Origin of the sequence: Phocaeicola sp. RTP21198st1_B8_RTP21198_201120 (genome assembly GCF_040929485.1) — a bacterium.
GTDB lineage: Bacteria > Bacteroidota > Bacteroidia > Bacteroidales > Bacteroidaceae > Phocaeicola > Phocaeicola dorei.
Genome location: NZ_JBCOCI010000452.1, coordinates 1 through 1,175, shown reverse-complemented (window position 1 = coordinate 1,175; position 1,175 = coordinate 1). Strand labels below are relative to the sequence as shown.

The following is a 1,175-nucleotide window of genomic DNA, read 5'->3' as shown; positions in this document are numbered from 1 at the left end:
TGGCACGTTTACCACACTGTATGTGGTGCTTGTGGCTATTACAGAGGCAAGCTCGCTATTGAGAAAGAAGCAGCTGTATAATTAGTACAGTTATACTGAAAACAGCCTGGGGGTGAAACTCTCCGGCTGCTTTAAGTATTATAGTATTGCTAATTTAAAATAGGTTTGATGGAAAAAATAAATGCAGTAATCACAGGAGTCGGCGGGTACGTACCCGATTATATCTTGACTAACGACGAGATATCAAAAATGGTGGATACCAACGACGAATGGATTATGACTCGTATCGGAGTAAAGGAAAGACATATTCTGAATGAGGAAGGATTAGGTAGTTCATACATGGCACGCAAAGCTGCCAAACAGTTGATGAAGAAGACTGGTGCTAATCCTGATGATATCGATTTGGTTGTTGTTGCTACCACTACTCCTGACTATCACTTCCCTTCTACAGCTTCTATTCTTTGTGATAAACTCGGACTAAAGAATGCTTTTGCCTTCGACTTGCAGGCTGCTTGTAGCGGATTCCTGTATTTGATGGAGACAGCTGCTAATTTCATTCGTTCGGGAAGATATAAGAAAATTATCATTGTCGGTGCCGATAAGATGTCGTCAATGGTTAACTATACAGATCGTGCTACATGCCCTATTTTCGGTGATGGTGCTGCTGCCTTTATGGTGGAGCCCACTACGGAAGATTACGGAATCATGGATTCGATACTGAGAACAGATGGCAAAGGTTTGCCTTTCCTCCACATGAAAGCTGGTGGTTCGGTTTGTCCTCCGTCTTATTTCACAGTAGACAATAAAATGCACTATTTGCACCAGGAAGGAAGAACAGTATTTAAATATGCTGTATCCAACATGTCGGATGTCTCTGCTGCTATCGCAGAAAAGAATGGTCTGACGAAAGATAGTATCAACTGGATTGTTCCGCATCAGGCGAATGTCCGTATTATCGAGGCTGTGGCTCACCGTATGGATGTGCCAATGGATAAAGTGTTGGTAAATATTGAGCATTACGGTAACACGAGTGCCGCTACACTTCCTCTGTGTATCTGGGATTATGAAGATAAACTCAAGAAAGGCGATAACATCATTTTCACTGCATTCGGTGCCGGATTTACTTGGGGCGCAGTGTACGTGAAATGGGGTTATGATGGAGAGAAGGAATCGTA

The 1,175-nt window shown here is 42.7% G+C and carries 2 protein-coding genes; both read left to right on the top strand.

Annotation, left to right across the window (positions count from 1 at the left end):
- Positions 1-81, top strand: an 81-nt coding sequence (rpmF, locus tag AB5935_RS27205) for a 50S ribosomal protein L32 (RefSeq protein ID WP_302422179.1), incomplete at its 5' end; no start/stop codon positions are given.
- 87 nt (positions 82-168) lie between these two features.
- Positions 169-1,175, top strand: a 1,007-nt coding sequence (locus tag AB5935_RS27200; RefSeq protein WP_368328002.1) for a beta-ketoacyl-ACP synthase III, incomplete at its 3' end; no start/stop codon positions are given.